General features: G+C 67.6%; 12 protein-coding genes. 9 read left to right on the plus strand and 3 right to left on the minus strand.

Translation table 11 applies throughout. From position 1 onward, the window contains the following. Positions 1–61 precede the first annotated feature (61 nt). From ACS0OT_RS06075 to ACS0OT_RS06100, 6 genes are all read left to right on the plus strand, one after another. Positions 62–1999 carry a DEAD/DEAH box helicase gene (locus ACS0OT_RS06075; RefSeq protein ID WP_065186385.1) on the plus strand — a complete coding sequence of 646 codons (1938 nt, stop codon included), beginning with the start codon at positions 62–64 and terminating at the stop codon, positions 1997–1999. Between the two features lie 218 nt (positions 2000–2217). Then, positions 2218–4641, plus strand: coding sequence for a putative bifunctional diguanylate cyclase/phosphodiesterase (locus ACS0OT_RS06080; protein ID WP_065186384.1), 2424 nt, complete (start codon positions 2218–2220; stop codon positions 4639–4641). Between the two features lie 108 nt (positions 4642–4749). Continuing rightward, entirely contained in the window at positions 4750–6414 is a 1665-nt protein-coding gene (locus ACS0OT_RS06085; RefSeq protein ID WP_065177455.1) for a sensor domain-containing diguanylate cyclase, read from the plus strand. Positions 6415–6448: 34 nt separating this feature from the next. After that, positions 6449–7171 (plus strand): pseudouridine synthase, encoded by a 723-nt coding sequence (locus ACS0OT_RS06090; RefSeq protein WP_005408708.1) that lies wholly within the window; start codon positions 6449–6451, stop codon positions 7169–7171. Positions 7172–7304: 133 nt separating this feature from the next. After that, positions 7305–8375 carry a GGDEF domain-containing protein gene (locus ACS0OT_RS06095; protein WP_065186382.1) on the plus strand — a complete coding sequence of 357 codons (1071 nt, stop codon included), beginning with the start codon at positions 7305–7307 and terminating at the stop codon, positions 8373–8375. 117 nt (positions 8376–8492) lie between these two features. Further along, positions 8493–9653: an AAA family ATPase gene (locus tag ACS0OT_RS06100; RefSeq protein WP_139726921.1), complete on the plus strand. Its 1161-nt coding sequence runs from the start codon at positions 8493–8495 to the stop codon at positions 9651–9653. Between the two features lie 30 nt (positions 9654–9683). On the opposite strand, the gene ACS0OT_RS06105 is transcribed toward ACS0OT_RS06100, so the two are convergent. After that, the gene (locus ACS0OT_RS06105; RefSeq protein ID WP_061479504.1) at positions 9684–10631 is read right to left on the minus strand and encodes a DMT family transporter; all 948 of its coding nucleotides are present in this window, start codon (positions 10629–10631) and stop codon (positions 9684–9686) included. 79 nt (positions 10632–10710) lie between these two features. Here ACS0OT_RS06105 and ACS0OT_RS06110 point away from each other — a divergent pair, with 79 nt between their 5' ends. Further along, positions 10711–11325 (plus strand): Pr6Pr family membrane protein, encoded by a 615-nt coding sequence (locus ACS0OT_RS06110; protein WP_164093555.1) that lies wholly within the window; start codon positions 10711–10713, stop codon positions 11323–11325. Here ACS0OT_RS06110 and ACS0OT_RS06115 read toward each other — a convergent pair. Together ACS0OT_RS06115 and ACS0OT_RS06120 are read right to left on the minus strand one after the other, a co-directional pair. Next, positions 11246–12118: a DUF72 domain-containing protein gene (locus ACS0OT_RS06115; RefSeq protein ID WP_442256087.1), complete on the minus strand. Its 873-nt coding sequence runs from the start codon at positions 12116–12118 to the stop codon at positions 11246–11248. The two genes, ACS0OT_RS06110 and ACS0OT_RS06115, sit on opposite strands and share 80 nt — an antisense overlap. Next, positions 12115–12558 (minus strand): VOC family protein, encoded by a 444-nt coding sequence (locus ACS0OT_RS06120; RefSeq protein ID WP_065177450.1) that lies wholly within the window; start codon positions 12556–12558, stop codon positions 12115–12117. Before ACS0OT_RS06120 ends, ACS0OT_RS06115 begins: the two co-directional genes overlap by 4 nt. Positions 12559–12668: 110 nt before the next feature. On the opposite strand from ACS0OT_RS06120, the gene ACS0OT_RS06125 reads away from it, so the two are divergent. After that, complete coding sequence (locus tag ACS0OT_RS06125) at positions 12669–14231, plus strand: serine hydrolase (protein ID WP_065177449.1); 1563 nt, start codon at positions 12669–12671, stop codon at positions 14229–14231. Positions 14232–14386: 155 nt separating this feature from the next. Next, on the plus strand, positions 14387–16219 hold the full coding sequence (smrA, locus tag ACS0OT_RS06130) for a multidrug efflux ABC transporter SmrA (RefSeq protein ID WP_065186380.1): 1833 nt from the start codon (positions 14387–14389) through the stop codon (positions 16217–16219). Positions 16220–16247 lie beyond the last annotated feature (28 nt).

Genomic DNA, 16247 nt, shown 5'->3' on the forward strand with positions numbered 1-16247 from the left:
CGCGGACCATCACCCTTTTTATCGCACTGCCAGGAAGACGGCAGTGCCTTCGGAGTTCCCCATGTCCCAAGATTCCCAAGCGCCGCTGCAGTTCGCGCAGCTCGGCCTGTCCGAGCCCGTGATGCAGGCGGTCACCGCCATCGGCTACGAAACCCCGTCGCCGATCCAGGCCGCTACCATCCCGGCGATGCTGGAAGGCCGCGACGTGCTGGGCCAGGCCCAGACTGGTACCGGCAAGACCGCTGCGTTCGCACTGCCGGTACTGTCCAACATCGACCTGCAGCAGATCAAGCCCCAGGCCCTGATCCTGGCGCCGACCCGCGAACTGGCCATCCAGGTTGCCGAGGCGTTCCAGTCCTATTCGTCGAAGATCCCGGGCTTCCGCGTGCTGCCGGTGTACGGCGGCCAGCCCTACGGCCAGCAGCTGTCGGCGCTGCGCCGTGGCGTGCATATCGTGGTCGGTACCCCCGGCCGCGTGATCGATCACCTGGACCGCAGCACCCTGGACCTGTCCGAGCTGAAGACCCTGGTGCTGGACGAAGCCGATGAAATGCTGCGCATGGGCTTCATCGACGATGTCGAAGCGGTGCTGAAGAAGCTGCCGGAGCAGCGCCAGGTGGCGCTGTTCTCGGCCACCATGCCGCCGCAGATCCGTCGCATCGCGCAGACCTACCTGCAGAACCCGGTGGAAGTGACCATCGCGGCCAAGACCACCACCTCGGCCAACATCCGCCAGCGCTACTGGTGGGTGAGCGGCATGCATAAGCTGGACGCGCTGACCCGCATCCTGGAAGTCGAGCCTTTCGACGCGATGATCATCTTCGCGCGCACCAAGGCCGGCACCGAAGAACTGGCCAGCAAGCTGCAGGCGCGTGGCCTGGCCGCTGCCGCCATCAACGGTGACATGCAGCAGGCCCAGCGCGAGCGGACCATTGCCATGCTGAAGGAAGGCAAGCTGGACATCCTGGTCGCCACCGACGTGGCCGCCCGCGGCCTGGACGTGGAGCGCATCAGCCACGTGCTGAACTACGACATCCCGTACGACACCGAGAGCTACGTGCATCGCATCGGCCGTACCGGCCGTGCCGGCCGCAGCGGCGAGGCGATCCTGTTCGCCACCCCGCGCGAGAAGGGCATGCTGCGCCAGATCGAGCGTGCCACCCGCCAGCCGATCGAAGAGATGCAGCTGCCGAGCGTGGAAGCGGTCAACGACACCCGCATCAACAAGTTCACCTCGCGCATCAGCGAAACGCTCGGCGCCGGCGGCCTGGACTTCTACCGCCAGCTGCTGGAGCGCTTCGAGAACGAGCAGAACGTGCCGGCCATCGAGATCGCCGCCGCGCTGGCCAGGATGCTGCAGGGCGATACCCCGTTCCTGCTGCAGCCGCCGGTGCGTGCCCCGCGTGAAGAGCGCGCGCCGCGCGAGCGCTTCGACCGTGGCGACCGCCCGGAGCGTGGCGATCGCTTCGACCGCAACGAGCGGGGGCCGCGCTTCGAGCGTGGCCCGCGTCGCGACGACGCCGAAGGTGGTTTCGAGCCGCGTCCGCGCCGCGAGGTTCCGCCGCGTGGTGCGCCGGAGCAGGGCATGGAGACCTACCGCATTTCGGTGGGCCACCAGCACGGCGTGAAGCCGGCCAACATCGTCGGCGCCATCGCCAACGAAGCCGGCCTGGAAAGCCGCTTCATCGGCCGCATCGACATCCACGACGACTTCTCGCTGCTGGACCTGCCGGCACAGATGCCGCCGGACGTGCTGTCGCACCTGCAGAAGGTGTGGGTGTCCGGCCAGCAGTTGCAGATGCGTCCGCTGGCGGCCGGTGAAGAGATCAATCCGGCCCCGCGTCCGTTCAAGCCGCGCTTCGACAAGCGTGGTCCGGGCGGCCCGGGTGGCCCGCGTCGTGGTGGTCCGGGTGGCCATGGGGGCGACCGCGGCGGTGACCGCGACAGCCGCCCGCCACGTCGTGACGGCTTCAAGCCGCGCGGCCCGCGCAGCTTCTAAGCCGCACCCGCAGCCGTCAAGAACAACGCCAGCCCCCGGGCTGGCGCACAGGAAAAGGGGACGGAGGGGATTAAGTCGTATTTGGCAGGCCATGCGCTTATGCCGAAAACGACTTAATCCCCTCCGTCCCCTTTTTCGCATGGTCAACACATTGCCGGTCATAGGCTGGCCCGGTTCCAAAGGAGGTTGTCACCGCAGCACATTCGGGGGGATCCGGGATGGGTAGGAGTGGCACGGACCAACAGAGCCGGCGGGTGCCGATGACCCGGGGGCTGGGACTGCGTTTTGCGTTGTTGACCGGCATGGCGATCGGACTGGTCGCACTGTCGGCGTTGATCCAGGAACTGCAGGCGGCCTCCACCGCCTGGATCGCCGGCCAGGGATACTGGTCGCGCGGTCAGCAGGATGCGACCGCCGCGCTCAGTCGCTACCTGGCGCGCGGTGATGCCCAGGACCTGGACGATGCACGCCAGGCCCTGCAGGTGCCGTTGGGCGATCTGCAGGCGCGGTTGGCGCTGGAACAGGCGGAGCCTGACGAAGAGAAGGCCCGGCAGGGCTTCCTGCAGGGGGGCAACGCGCACGCCGACATTCCGCGCCTGGTGTTTTCGTTCCGCTACGCGCGGGATATCGGTGCCTTCCGCGAAGCGACCGCGTTATGGCGGCAGACCGACGGGGACCTGATGGCGCTGCAGCGCCTGGTCGATGAGTTGCAGCGGCGGCACGAGGGTGGCCCCGTAGTGGCAGCCATGCGTGACCACTACCTGCAGCAGCTGCGCGACCTGGACCAGCGGATGAAGGTGCAGAGCCAGGCGTTCTCACAGGCGCTGCTGCGGATGGCGACGCTGGTGAGGCTGGCCACGTTGATGGTCGCGGGCCTGTCGGTGCTGGCGATCAGCCTGATGGCGGTGGCCCTGGCGCGCCGCGTCGGCAAGGACCTGACCGAACACGAGAGCCGCTTCCGCGCAGCGTTCTACCAGGCCAACGTCGGCATGCTCAAGCTCGATACCGAAGGCAAGGTGATCGAGGCCAACCAGGCGATGGCCGACATCCTCGATCATCGCCGCGACGTGCTGCTGCAGCTGTCGCTGGCTGACCTGCTGATGGACGGCGAGCTGGTCATTGACGGGGTGGGGCGCATCGATTGGGACCGCCAGCTGCGCCCGAGCGAGCTGCGCTTCCGCCGTCGTGATGGCAGCCTGGTCTGGGGCCGCTGGAGCGGCACCGGTGTGCGCAGCGCCGGCGGCGCCCTGTCGGTGTTCGCGATCATCGAAGACGTCAGCCAGAACCATGCACTGGCGCGCGAGATCGAGCACCACGCCAGCCATGACCCGCTGACCGGCCTGATCAACCGGCGCGAGATCGAGCGCCTGCTCGAACGCGCGCTGCTGCAGGTGCGCAGCGAAGGTGGTACGCACGCGCTGTGCTACATCAACCTGGACCATTTCAAGCTGGTCAATGACAGCTTCGGCCATGCCGCCGGCGACCAGATGCTGCGCAGCTTCGCCGATTACCTGGTGGCGGCGGTGCGCGATGGTGACTGGGTGGGCCGGCTGGGTGCGGACGAGTTCGCGGTGTTCCTCGCCCATGCCGGGCAGGACGAGGCCAAGCGCGTGCTGCAGCGGGTGATCCGCAATCTGGGGCAGGCGACGTTCCCGGTGAGCGAGGGCAGCCCGCAGTTGAGCTGCAGCATCGGCGTGGTCGAGGTCAGCGCCGATGCACCGGATGTGAACTGGTTGATGAGCGCCGCCGACAGTGCCTGCTATGCGGCCAAGCAGGCCGGGCGCAACCGCGTGCACTGCTTCAACGAGAACCGCATGGCGTTGGAGGAACGGCGCCGGGAAGCCGAGCGGCTGCAGGGCGTCAGCCTGGCCATGGCCGAGAACCGCATGGTGCTGTATGCGCAGCGCATCGCCCGCGTCGGCGATCCCACCTACCTGCACTACGAGGTGCTGGTACGCATGCGCGGCAGCGATGGCAGCCTGCACCTGCCGGGCCAGTTCATGCCGGCGGTGGAGCGCTATGGCATGGCCGTGGCGCTGGACCGGCACGTGCTCGGCCTGCTGTTCCGGCACCTGCAGGTGTGCCCGGCGCATGTGCGGCAGCTGGGACTGTGCAACGTCAACGTGTCGGCGCAGTCGATCGCCGAACCCGGCTTCCTCGCCTTCGTCTGCGACCTGCTGGAGCGCAATCGCGCGCTGGCCTCCAAGCTGTGCTTCGAGATCACCGAGACCGCAGCGATCAGCAACCTCAGCCAGGCGCGCGCGTTCATCGATGCGGTGAAGGCGCGCGGCTGCCGGATGGCGCTGGACGATTTTGGCTCCGGGCTGTCCTCGTTCGGCTACCTGCGCCAGCTGCCGGCCGACATCCTGAAGATCGACGGGGCCTTCGTGCGCGACATGGATACCGATCCGGTCAGCCACGCCACCGTGCGCGCGATCAGTGAACTTGGGCGCGAGCTGCAGATGGAGGTGGTGGCCGAATGGGTAGAGACCGCCGAAGTCGCCGCCGCGCTGACCCGGCTTGGGGTGCAGGGCCTGCAGGGCTATGCGGTCGAGCGACCGCAGCCACTGGAACGGATGACCCTGGCCGACCTGCGGCCGGTGCGCCTGGTGGCGGTGCAGGGCCCGCCTGCCGCAGGTTGAACGCCGTCGGCGACTTTGGTCTACACATGCGTTGCAGCCGCGGCTGCGATAATGCCTGCCAGGGGCGACGCGCAGTGGGCGCGGGCGTAAGCAGGAACAGGACGTGGCGTGGGCGGCAGGCAGTGGCAGTACGGAACAGGGGCGGTGCTGGTCGTGCTGCTGGTGTGGTTGGCCACGCCGTGGCCACTGTGGGCTGCTGCCGTCGAAGCCGGCCGCGATTACCTGCTGGTCGGCGCAGCCACCGATGAACCCACTCCACATCGCGCATGCACGCCGGACATGCTGGCCGGTCACCGGCAGCAGGTGCAGGTGCCTGCGCCGCCGGGCGGCTGGTCGGGGCAACCGCAGGCCCTGGACGTGTTCAATGTGTTCGCTGGCGAAGTCCGCGTGCAGTATGGCGATCGCGAGATCTGCGGCAACATGCACGATGCCCGTACCCGAGACTCACGCTTCCGCGCAGGCATCGGGCTGGTGGCGGTGCCGCCAGCGGGCAGTCACGATCCATTCCTGGTGTCGTGGCAGACGCCGTTGAAGGCGCGTTGGGTACCCACCCTTCGGCTGGGCGCGCCCAGTCCAGTGCAGCAGAACGATACCGCCCGCCTGCTGGTGCGCGCGGCCTGCATCGCCGTGGCGATCGCACTGGCGTTGTCGGCACTGATGGCCTTCCTCACCACCCGCGACCGCAGTTTCCTGGTCTACATCGCCGGTACCACCGTGCTGGTGCTTTGGCAGGCCATCCTCGGTGGCCTCAGCGGCTATCCGGAACCCTGGTTGCCGGTGGGCGAGCGCGGTGCCTGGTGGCTGCTGGTGTTGACTGCGGCCACGCAGGCCTTGGTGCTGCCGGCGCTGTGGCGGCTGAATGGCGGTGATCGCCTGTTGCCGCGTTCGCGTCCGTTCCAGCTGGTGGCGCTTTGGGGATTGCTGGCGTTGGCTGCACTGGTGCCTTGGCTGCCATGGGACAGCCTGGCCTGGGTGGCGCAGGGCCTGCAGGTGTCCTATCTGCTGGGCTGTGGCCTGGCGTTGATGGCCGGGGTGTGGGCACGGCTGCGCGGTGACCGCTGGGCGCAGGCGGGGCTGGCGGCGCTGGCGCCGATGCTGGTGTTGATCCTGGCCGACGCCTGCCGCGCGGCGTGGTTGCTGGAATACCGCGTGGAGGCCCTGCAGCTGGCGGTGACCTGGCTGCTGATGATGGCCGCCTACGCACTGAACCAGCGGCTGGGTCGCCTGCGCCAGCAGCGCGATGAACTGCGCCAGCTGGCCGAGACTGATGGCCTGACCGGCCTGCCCAACCGCCGTGCCGGCCTGCAGCAGCTGGCCCGCCACTTGGAGCGGGTTGACCGCGAGCGTGGCCCGCTGGTGATCGGCTTCCTCGATATCGATCTGTTCAAGGACATCAATGACCGCCATGGCCACGCCGTGGGGGACCAGGTGCTGGTGGCGGTGGCGCGCGCATTGCGTGCCGCGGTACGCAGCCAGGACCAGGTAGTGCGGATGGGGGGCGAAGAGTTCCTGTTGCTGATGCCGGGCATGCCCCGCGAGGCGGCGTCGGCGCGCCTGGATCGCCTGCGCCGGCACATCACGGAGGCGGCCCGGGCGCTGCAGGTGCCCGGCCTGGAGGTCACCGCCAGCATCGGCCTGGCGCAGTGGCGGCCGGGCGAGGACGATCTCGCCGCGCTGCTGCGCCGGGCCGACCATGCCATGTACGTGGCCAAGCGTGCCGGCCGCAACCGGGTGTTCGACGGCGAAGAACTCGATCCACCCGGCCTGGCATGAAGCGCGGCGGGCGGCGATGCCGGATAATAGGGCGATGACCACCCGACTCAACAAACACATCGCCGACACCGGCTTCTGCTCCCGCCGCGAGGCCGATCGCCTGATCGCCGCCCGCCGGGTCACCGTCAACGGCCATCCGGCCGGCACCGGCGCGGTGGTGGGCGAGGAAGACCAGGTGCTGGTGGATGGCCAGCCACTGCGCGCGCGCGTGGCCCGCAAGCCCGGCGCCCGCCGCCACGTCTACATCGCGCTGAACAAGCCGGTCGGCGTCACCTGCACGACCGAGACGTCGGTCAAGGGCAACATCGTCGACTTCGTCGGGCATGAACAGCGCATCTTCCCGATCGGCCGCCTCGACAAGGAGTCCGAAGGCCTGATCCTGATGACCAGCAACGGCGACATCGTCAATCAGATCCTGCGGGCCGAGAACGGCCACCAGAAGGAATACCTGGTGGCGGTGAACAAGCCGGTCACCGATGAGTTCCTGCGCGGCATGGCGCGTGGTGTTCGCATCCACGACCAGATGACGCTGCCATGCAAGACTTCGCGCATCGCCAAGTTCGGTTTCCGCATCACCCTGCAGCAGGGCCTGAACCGGCAGATCCGCTTGATGGCCGCCGAGTTCGGCTATCGCGTGACCCAGCTGCGCCGCGTGCGCATCGACAACATCAAGATTGGTGCGCTGAAGCCGGGCCAGTGGCGCAACCTGACCGAGCAGGAGCTGCAGGGCCTGCTGCCGAAGCAGCTGGACTGGTAGTGCCGGCCGCTGGCCGGCTGCAATGGGCGCGCGATGTATCCGGGATGCCGGCCAACGGCCGGCACCACCGCCATGCGGATTGCTCACCGGCTTCCGCTAGACTTCGCGGTGACCTGCCGGAACGTGACGTTGCATGATCAAGCCCGACAAGCCCGCCAACGAAGCCCTTCGGCTCGAGGCGCTGTATCGCTACCGCATCCTCGATTCGGAGCGAGAAAAATCCTTCGACGACCTGGTGGTGATCGCCAAGGCGGTCTGCGGCACCTCGATGGCGGCGGTGACCCTGATCGATGTCGAACGGCAATGGTTCAAGTCGATCCAGGGCATCAATGCGGCGGAAAACCTGCGCAGCGAATCGATGTGTGGCCATGCCATCCTGCAGCCGCAGCAGATCATGGTGGTCGAGGATGCGCTGCAGGATGCGCGCTTCCACGACAATCCGGTGGTGGTCGGCGATCCGCACATCCGCTTCTATGCCGGCGCGCCGCTGATCAGCTCCGACGGCTTGCCGCTGGGTACGCTGTGCGTGTTCGACGCACAGCCGCAACACCTGGCCAGCGACAAGGCCGAGGCGCTGGCCGCACTGTCGCGGCAGGTGATGCTGGTGATGGAGTTGCGCCGTTTCGCGCTCGACATCCAGAACCACATGCTGGAACGCGATGATTATGAGCGCCTGCTGTCGGAGTACCACGACGTGCTGCTGGCGCAGAACGCCGACCTGGCCGAGCAGAGCCGCACTGATGCGCTGACCGGCCTGCCGAACCGCCGCGCGATGGCAGCGGCGCTGGACGAGGCCGTGGCGATGACCGGGGAGCAGCCCGCTGAGGCCTGCGTCGCGCTGCTGGACATCGATCATTTCAAGCACATCAACGACTTCCAGGGCCACGCCACCGGCGACCGCGTGCTGGCCGAACTGGGCGCACTGCTGCGTTCGCACTTCGCCGGCCGTGGCATGGCGGCGCGCTACGGCGGCGAGGAGTTCGTGGCAGTGATGCCCGCAACCGACCTGCGCACCGCCGAACTTCAGTGCGAGTTCCTGCGCCTGGCCGTGGCCGACCTGCCGCTGGGCGTCCCGGTCACGATCAGTATCGGCATCGCCCAGCACCAGCCCGGTGAAAGCGTGGACGACACGCTGGCACGTGCCGACAAGGCGCTGTACCGGGCCAAGGGCAATGGCCGCAACCGGGTGGAAGTAGCGGGCTGAAGTGCCCCGCCCGGTAGATCCACGCCATGCGTGGATGCTCTTCCCGATTCACATCGCGTCGCAGCGCCTGCGATCAAGAGTGGGCAGCATGACGCTTTGTCTTCCCGGACGCCGACCATGTTGCAGACCCTGGCCATCGCCCACTATCGCTCGTTGCATGGGCTGGTACTGCCGCTGCAGCGGTTGAATGTGGTGACCGGCGACAACGGCAGTGGCAAGTCCAGCCTGTACCGCGCGCTGCGCCTGCTGGCGGAGACCGCACAGGGCGGAGTCGCGGCGGTGCTGGCCCGCGAAGGTGGGCTTGGTTCGGCGCTGTGGGCAGGTCCCGAATCCATCGATCGCAGGGTTGCGGCCGGCGAGATTCCGCTGCAGGGCGGGCTCCGGCAGGTGTCGGTGGGGCTGAAGCTGGGTTTCACTACCGAAGAATTGGGCTATGCCATCGATCTCGGCTATCCGCCGCCCAGCCGTTCGCCGTTTGCGCTGGATCCGCAGATCAAGGCCGAGGCGATCTGGGCCGGGCCGTTCCTGCGCAGCGCCAACCTGCTGGTCGATCGTCGCGGGGGGATGGTGCGGCAGCGCCATGCGCGCGGTTGGGATCTGGTGGATGACCGGTTGTCGCTGTTCGACAGCCTGTTCACCCAGGTCGGCGATCCGCAGCGCATGCCCGAAACGATCACCCTGCGTGAGTACATCCGTTGCTGGCGCTTCTATGACCATTTCCGCAGCGATGGCGACGCCCCGGCGCGGCAACCGGCGATGGCCACGCGCACGCCGGTGCTGCATCACGATGGCCGGGACCTGGCGGCGGCCTGGGTGACCATCCTCGAGATCGGGGACCCGGTTGCGTTGGCACGCAGCGTCGATGACGCGTTCCCGGGCGCCACGGTCGATTTCGAGGCGCTGGATGGACGCTTGGCGCTGCGCTTCCACCAACCTGGGTTGCTGCGGCCATTGTCGATGGCCGAGCTCTCCGACGGCACGCTGCGCTTCCTGCTGCTGGCGGCGGCGCTGCACACACCACGCCCACCGCCGTTGATGGTGCTCAACGAACCGGAGACCAGCCTGCACCCGGACCTGCTGCCGGCGCTGGCGCGGCTCATCATCGCAGCCAGTGCGCGCAGCCAGGTATGGGTGGTGTCGCACGCCAGCCGGCTGATCGCGGCGTTGGAACAGGCGCCAGGGTGCCATTCGCTGCATCTGTACAAGGACCAGGGCCGCACGCTGTTGAGCGGGCAGGGCCTGCTGGATGCGCCGGCCTGGCATTGGCCGCAGCGTTGATGCGGCCATCCACGCCATGCGTGGATGCACTCAATCGGCGATGTTGCGCGCTTCGGCCGTGCCAAGGATTTCCGGATGCTGCACCGGCTTGCGGCGGTTCAGCAGCGGATGCAGGAACACCGCGCCGACGATGATCGCCACGCCCAGGTAGAACCACGGGGTGACTTCGTGCTGCTCGCGCAGCAGCACCACCGCCAGTACCACCGCATAGACCGGCTCCAGGTTGGTCACCAGCTGCACCGTGTAGGCGCTCAGGTGGCGCAGTGCGACCAGGGCCAGGGCGAACGGCAGCAGCGTGCAGAACCCGGCCAGCACCAGCAGCAGGATCCCGTCGTGCAGATTCGGGACCACCCACAGCGGGCTGGCCAGCGCCGGCAGCAGATAGGGCATCAGCGGCGCCAGCAGGGTCAGGGTGAGGGTGCCGGCACCCAGCTCCAGCGCGGTGACCGTGAGCGGATCGGCATGGCTGACCATGCGCTTGTTGAGCGAACCGAACACCGCCACCAGCAGCGCCGAGATCGCGCCGATCAACACACCCAGGCGCATGCCATCGGGCACGCCACCGACCACCAGCGCAACACCCGGCAGCACCGCCAGGCCGAACGCCAGCTCACGCAGCTGGAACGGCCGCTTGGCCACCCACGGCTCGATGATCGAGGTGAACACCGGTGCCAGTGCGATGCAGGTGGCAGCCACCGAGGCATTGGCCAGCTTCACCGCGCCGTAGAACGTCAGCCAGTGAAGGGCGACCAGCGCGCCGATGCCGGCGTAGCCTGCCACCAGCCGCAGGGGCAGGGTGCGCAACCCGCGCCAGACCCGCGGCAGCAGGGCCAGCATCGCCGTCACCAGCAGCATGCGCCACCACACCAGCGGCAGTGCGGGCAGGGTGATCAGCTTGCCGAGGATGGCCGTGATGCCCCACAGCAGGACACAGAAATGGATCTGCCACAGCGCTTTGCGGGTGTCGGGTGTGCTCATCGGCCTATTGTGAGGCAATCGTACGGTCGCCGGCGACGCCTGTGGCATGCTCGCGGAAACTCCTCAGGGGAACCCTGCAATGGCTGCCAACCGCTCCGCCCTGCGTGCATGGGCAGCACTGACTGCACTGGCGGCCGCCACCGCGTTGCTGCTGCAATACCTGTTGCTGCTACGCGGCCCCGGGGCGGCTGCCGGGGTCGGCATGGCGACACTGCGCTTCGTTGGTTACTTCACGATTCTCAGCAACCTGGCGGTGTGCCTGGGATGCGTCAGGCTGATCCGTGCGGGTGTGCTGGACACGACTGTCGCCGCGGTGATCGCGTTGTGCATCGGTGTGACCGCGTGCATCTACATGCTGGCGTTGCAGGGGCTGTGGCAGCCCACCGGGCTGCAATGGTGGGTCGATGCCGGCCTGCACTACGCTGTGCCGGCGCTGTACCTGCTGGGGTGGTGGTGGCTGCTGCCGCATGGGGCGCTGCGCTGGCGCGCGCTGGGCGGCGTGCTGCTGGTACCGCTGGTCTACCTTGGCTGGGCGATGCTGGTCGCTGCAATGACCGGACAGGCGCCGTATCCATTCCTCGAACTGCAACGCCTGGGCCTGGCGGCCTTCCTGCTCAACGTGCTGCGCGTTGCGGGCGTCTTCGTGGTGGGCTGGACCCTGCTGTGGGGGCTGGACCGCTGGCGCCGTCGATGAGGCGCTGCAGGGCCATCGCTGCGGCCGGGTTGCGGGCCTTGCCGGCACCGATGCACAGCAGGTAGACCTCGCGCGGGGTTTCCGGGGCGGGCCCGGTCAGGCAGGGCAGGTCGTCCACCGGCTCGCCGCGTGACCAGCGTCGTGCGCGTTCAGCCCAGCGCTGCTGGACGGACGCAGGCAGGCCCTCGTTCAAGCGGGCCTGGCTGCGCTTGATCCGCGCGCAGACGAAGCCCGCACTGACATCGCCATGCAATAGCGCCTCGTCGCTGTCCTCGATCACCAGCGCCACGCCGTGGCGGCGCGCGGCGGTGACCAGAGCCGGTCCATGTGCCTTGGCGTTGCGCACTTCCAGAGCGTGCTGCAACGGCACGCCCTCGAGCTGCTTCGGCAGCTGCGCCATCAGCGCTTCCAATGCATCGGCGTCGGCCGGATGGTGCGGATCGAACTGCCACAGCAGCGGGCCGAGCCGGTCACCGAGCGCAAGTGCCGCCTGCAGGAATGGCGTGGCCGCTTCCACGGTGCTGGCCAGGTCGCGGCGCTGCACCAGGTAGCGTGGCGCCTTCATCGAGAAACGGAAGCCTTCCGGCGTCTGCGCGGCCCACTGCGCGCACTGGGCCGCAGTCGGCGTGCGGTAGAAGGTGCCGTTGATCTCGATGCAGCGCAGGGCGCGGCTGGCATGGGCCAGTTCCTCGCGCTGCGGCAGTCCCACCGGATAGAACATGCCGCCGCGCCACTCGGGAAACACCCAGCCGCCAATACCGCAGCGGATCGCCATCTGGCCGGCAGCGGTCACTGGCTGTGGTCCTCGCGCCAGGGGTCGTAGCTGCCGAACCACCACAGGTAGCCTTCAGGATCGGCACAGGCGTAGCCGCGGCCACCGTAGTCCTGGTCGGCAATGTCGATGACGATGCGCGCTCCAGCCGCCTTGGCCCGCGCATAGTGCGCATCGACATCGGTGACGATCACGCAGGCGCTCTGGGTCTGGCGGCCGCCGACCTCGTCAGGCAGGGCCGCGTGTTTGCTCCACGCACTCTGGTTGCTGGCCGAGCCCAGCATGATCATGCCGCTGCCGAAGGTGAGCTGGGCATGGAAAACCGTATCGCCATCGGCATACACGGCCTGGGCATGGAAGCCGAAGGCCCGCTGCAGCCAGTCGATGGCGGCCAGCGCGTCGCGGTAGCGCAGGCACGGAATGATGGTGGAGCCGTTGCTTGGTTGGCCATTCCCGCCCATGACACCCCTCCTATGGCACGGGGCAGGGTGCATCGACGACCGTTACCATCCTGCGAAACCCCGGTGACGGCCTGCACATGGCCGCTACCCCTGTTCGGAGATGGTGCTGGATGAAAACCTGGATCGGAGGAGCCGTGCTGCTGGCGTGCACGACCATGGCCAATGCGGCGACCCCGCAGCAGCTGCAGGACCTGGATGCGACCGTCGAGCGCGTGCGCACGCAGTTCGACGTGCCCGGCATCGCCGTGGCCGTAGTCAAGGATGGCCAGGTGGTGCTGGAACGTGGCTGGGGCGTGCGCGAGCAGGGCAAGCCGGAACCGGTGCAGGCCGACACCCTGTTTGCCATCGCTTCCAATACCAAGGCGTTCACCGCCACCTCGCTGAACCTGCTGGCCGAGGACGGCAAGCTGAAGATGGATGACAAGGTGATCGATCACCTGCCGTCGTTCCGCATGTCCGATCCGTTCGTGACCGGGCAGATGACGATCCGCGACCTGCTGTCGCATCGCAGCGGGCTGAGCCTGGGCGCCGGTGACCTGCTGTTCTGGCCGGCCACCTCCTACAGCAACGCCGAAGTGGTGGAGCGACTGGGCAGGGTGCCGCTGAAGGGCGGCTTCCGCGAGAGCTATGCCTACGACAACATCCTGTACGCGGTCGCCCAACAGGTGATCGAGCGCGTGTCCGGCATGAGCTACCAGCAGTTCCTGCAGACGCGCATCTTCGACAAGGTGGGGATGGCCGGCACGCGCTACAACGCCGACCACCTGAAGCCAGGTGACAAGGCGGCGGTCGGCCACGCCAAGTACGATTTCAAGGACCTGCGCACCGTTGCACCGCTGACCTGGTCGAACAATGCCGGCGCCGGTGGCATCTATTCCAGCGCGCACGACATGGCGCGCTGGATGCAGGTGCAGCTGGCCGGAGGCAAGCTCGCCGATGGCACGGTGCTGTTCAGTGAAAAGAGCCAGCAGCAGATGTGGCGGATGATCACCCCGCAGTCGATCCCGGCGCCGAGCGTGCCGGAGCTGGCACCGGCGCGGGCCAACTTCGCCGGCTATGGCGAAGGCTGGAGCCTGAGCGACTACCGCGGGCAGAAGCTGGTCTGGCACACCGGTGGCTGGCCGGGCATGGTCTCGCGGTTGACCCTGGTGCCCGGCGAGAAGCTGGGCGTGGTGGTGCTGACCAACCAGGAAGTGGGCGCGGCGTTCAATGCGATCACCCTGAGCGTGCTTGACGCTTACCTGGGCGGAGAAAAGCACGATTGGGTGGATGCCTATGCCAAGGCCGTGGCCAAGGGGCAGGACAAGGCCGACGAGGCCTGGGCCAAGCACCAGAGCGCACGCGACAAGGGCAGCAGGCCATCGCTGGCGCTGGCCGGCTACACCGGCAGCTTCCGTGACCGCTGGTATGGCGACATGCAGATCAGCGCCGAAGGCAAGGGCCTGCGCCTGCGCTTTGCGAAGACCGCGCAGCTGAGCGGGCGCCTGGAGCACTGGCAGCACGACACCTTCATCGTGCGCTGGGACGACCGTTCGCTCAACGCCGATGCGTTCGTGAACTTCAGCCTGGACCCGGATGGCAAGGTGCGCGAGGTGCGCATGCAGCCGATTTCCGACCTGACCGATTTCAGTTTCGATTTCCAGGACCTGCTGTTCACCCCGGTCAAAGAATGAGGGTAGCGCCGGCCGCTGGCCGGCAACCTCATGATCCCTGGAAACGTCGCGAGGTTGCCGGCCAGCGGCCGGCACTACCGGCGCCGCGGCATCGTCGGCCGGCGTACACATCCGGCGTGGGATACTCCGCCGGCTATTGATGGCGAGGGAATGCGATGTTCCGTTGGTTTGAATCCCTGATCCCGGTTTTCCCGCCCGTGGATGGGCGCATGCCACCGCGCAAGGTGCTGCCGTTCTACCTGCACTACCTGCGCCCGGTCTGGCCGGTGCTGCTGGCGACCCTGATTGCCGGCCTGCTGCTGGCGCTGGTGGAAGTGGCCATGTTCGACTACCTGGGCCGCATCGTCGACATGGTCGCCGAGCAGCCCGGTGCCGATTTCTTCAAGCGCCATGCCAATGAACTGGGCTGGATGCTGTTCATCACGGTCATCGCGCGGCCGATCCTGGTGGGCCTGCACAACCTGCTGGTCAACCAGGCGATCGTGCCCGGCCTGAGCAACCGCTCGCGCTGGCTGATGCACAACTACGTGGTGCGGCAGAGCCTGAGCTTCTTCCAGAACGACTTCGCCGGCAGCGTCGCCAACCGGGTGATGCAGACCGGTACCTCGCTGCGCGAGTCGGCGGTACAGATGGTCGACTCGCTCTGGTACATCGTGGTCTATACCGGCACGGCGCTGTACCTGTTCGCGCAGGCGGACTGGCGGTTGATGGTGCCGCTGGTCCTGTGGCTGCTGGCCTATGCGGTGATCATGGTCTACTTCGTGCCGCGCGCGAAGGAACGGGCCTGGATTGCGTCCGAAGCGCGCTCCAAGGCGATGGGCCGGATCGTCGATGGCTACACCAACATTCCCACGCTGAAACTGTTCGCCCATGGCGGGCGCGAACAGGCCTACGTGGCCGAGTCGATCCAGGAACTGGCGGTCAAGCACCGCGCGCAGACCCGGATAACCACCGGCATGGACCTGACCATCGCCATCGTCAACGGTTTCCTGATTGCCGGCACCTGTGGGCTCGCGCTGTGGCTGTGGAATGGCGGTCATATCACCGTGGGCGCGATCACGCTGGCGACCGGTCTGGTGATCCGCATCCACAACATGTCCGGCTGGATCATGTGGACCATCAACGGCATCTTCGAGGACATCGGCACGGTGCAGGATGGCATCACCACCATCGCCCAGCCGCTGACCGTGCAGGACCGCGGGGACGCGGTGCCGCTGCAGGTGACCCGCGGTGGCGTGCAGTTCCAGGACATCCACTTCCATTACGGCAAGAAGGGCGGCGTGATCGCCGGCCTCGACCTGGTGGTGAAGCCGGGCGAGAAGATCGGCCTGGTCGGTCCTTCCGGTGCCGGCAAGTCGACCCTGGTGAACGTGCTGCTGCGCCTGTACGACCTGGAGAGTGGCCGCATCCTGATCGACGGCCAGGACATCGCCTGCGTCACCCAGGAAAGCCTGCGCCAGCAGATCGGCGTGGTCACCCAGGACACCTCGCTGCTGCATCGCTCGATCCGCGACAACCTGCTGTACGGCCGCCCCGATGCGACCGAGGAGCAGCTGCGTGCTGCCGTAGCCAAGGCGCGTGCCGAAGCCTTCATCGATACGCTGGTGGACGGGCAGGGGCGTCGTGGCTACGACGCGCATGTCGGCGAGCGCGGGGTGAAGCTGTCCGGTGGCCAGCGCCAGCGCATCGCCATTGCCCGCGTGCTGCTGAAGGACGCGCCGATCCTGGTGCTGGACGAAGCGACCTCGGCACTGGACTCGGAAGTCGAAGCGGCGATCCAGGACAGCCTGGATGAGCTGATGGGCGGCAAGACGGTGATCGCAATCGCGCACCGGTTGTCGACCATCGCGCGCATGGACCGGCTGGTGGTGATGGACCAGGGCCGCATCGTCGAGACCGGCAGCCATGCCGAACTGATCGCGGCCGGTGGTCTGTACGCACGGTTGTGGGCACGACAGACCGGTGGATTTGTTGCTGCCGATCAATGATCGTTTCGGGGTCGGATCCCTTTCCGCA

The organism is Stenotrophomonas maltophilia group sp. RY12688 (genome assembly GCF_052149045.1).
GTDB lineage: Bacteria > Pseudomonadota > Gammaproteobacteria > Xanthomonadales > Xanthomonadaceae > Stenotrophomonas > Stenotrophomonas sepilia.

What these genes read in the sequence shown, in the direction of transcription:
- ACS0OT_RS06105 (WP_061479504.1), bottom strand. Translation starts at nt 10,631, where the DNA reads ATGAGCACACCCGACACCCGCAAAGCGCTGTGGCAGATCCATTTCTGT.
- smrA (WP_065186380.1), top strand. Translation starts at nt 14,387, where the DNA reads ATGTTCCGTTGGTTTGAATCCCTGATCCCGGTTTTCCCGCCCGTGGAT.
- ACS0OT_RS06120 (WP_065177450.1), bottom strand. Translation starts at nt 12,558, where the DNA reads ATGGGCGGGAATGGCCAACCAAGCAACGGCTCCACCATCATTCCGTGC.
- ACS0OT_RS06095 (WP_065186382.1), top strand. Translation starts at nt 7,305, where the DNA reads ATGATCAAGCCCGACAAGCCCGCCAACGAAGCCCTTCGGCTCGAGGCG.
- ACS0OT_RS06080 (WP_065186384.1), top strand. Translation starts at nt 2,218, where the DNA reads ATGGGTAGGAGTGGCACGGACCAACAGAGCCGGCGGGTGCCGATGACC.
- ACS0OT_RS06125 (WP_065177449.1), top strand. Translation starts at nt 12,669, where the DNA reads ATGAAAACCTGGATCGGAGGAGCCGTGCTGCTGGCGTGCACGACCATG.
- ACS0OT_RS06110 (WP_164093555.1), top strand. Translation starts at nt 10,711, where the DNA reads ATGGCTGCCAACCGCTCCGCCCTGCGTGCATGGGCAGCACTGACTGCA.
- ACS0OT_RS06075 (WP_065186385.1), top strand. Translation starts at nt 62, where the DNA reads ATGTCCCAAGATTCCCAAGCGCCGCTGCAGTTCGCGCAGCTCGGCCTG.
- ACS0OT_RS06090 (WP_005408708.1), top strand. Translation starts at nt 6,449, where the DNA reads ATGACCACCCGACTCAACAAACACATCGCCGACACCGGCTTCTGCTCC.
- ACS0OT_RS06100 (WP_139726921.1), top strand. Translation starts at nt 8,493, where the DNA reads ATGTTGCAGACCCTGGCCATCGCCCACTATCGCTCGTTGCATGGGCTG.